General features: G+C 64.4%; 1 protein-coding gene. It reads right to left on the bottom strand.

Annotated elements, in window-relative coordinates:
* A partial coding sequence (locus EJ903_RS26500) for a hypothetical protein (protein ID WP_210211585.1) occupies nucleotides 1-498 on the bottom strand: 498 nt, incomplete at its 3' end.
* Nucleotides 499-517 lie beyond the last annotated feature (19 nt).

Here is a 517-nt window from a genome sequence, read left to right as displayed (position 1 = left end):
CACCCGCTCCTCGCCGCCGACCTTCGTCCCGCTGGCGTTGAAGCGCTGCTGGTAGACGCCCCAGCCGCTGCCGTCCTGACCATTCGACCACCAGTCCACCACCCAGCCGCCATCCGCCAGGACGGTGGTCTGGGAATAGTTCTGATTGTAGGGAATGGTCGTATTGACGGTGACCGGCCCGCCGACCTTGTTGAAGGCGGCATCGAAACGCTGCTGGTAGATGTTCCAGGTGGAACCGTCCTGGTCGGACTCCCAGCTGACCAGGAAGCCGCCGCCGGGCAGGGCCGCCACGTTCGGACGCAGCTGGTTGGCCGAGGATACGGTAGCAATGGCGAAGTGTCCGCCGATCGGGGAACCATCGGCAGCAAATCGCTGCCCGGCGATGCCGGTGCCCGAACCATCGGAGCGTCGAGACCAAGCCACGACATAAGTGCCGTCCGCCAACTCCACCGTCGATGGGAAACCTTGAAAGTCGACGTTCGGGTAGCTGAAGTTCACTTGGCGCGTCGTTCCGGCG

The sequence above is a fragment of the Azospirillum griseum genome (assembly GCF_003966125.1).
Taxonomy (GTDB): Bacteria; Pseudomonadota; Alphaproteobacteria; order Azospirillales; family Azospirillaceae; genus Azospirillum; species Azospirillum griseum.
The sequence above is the reverse complement of the archived record's forward strand: the minus strand, read 5'-3'. Positions and strand labels throughout refer to the sequence as shown.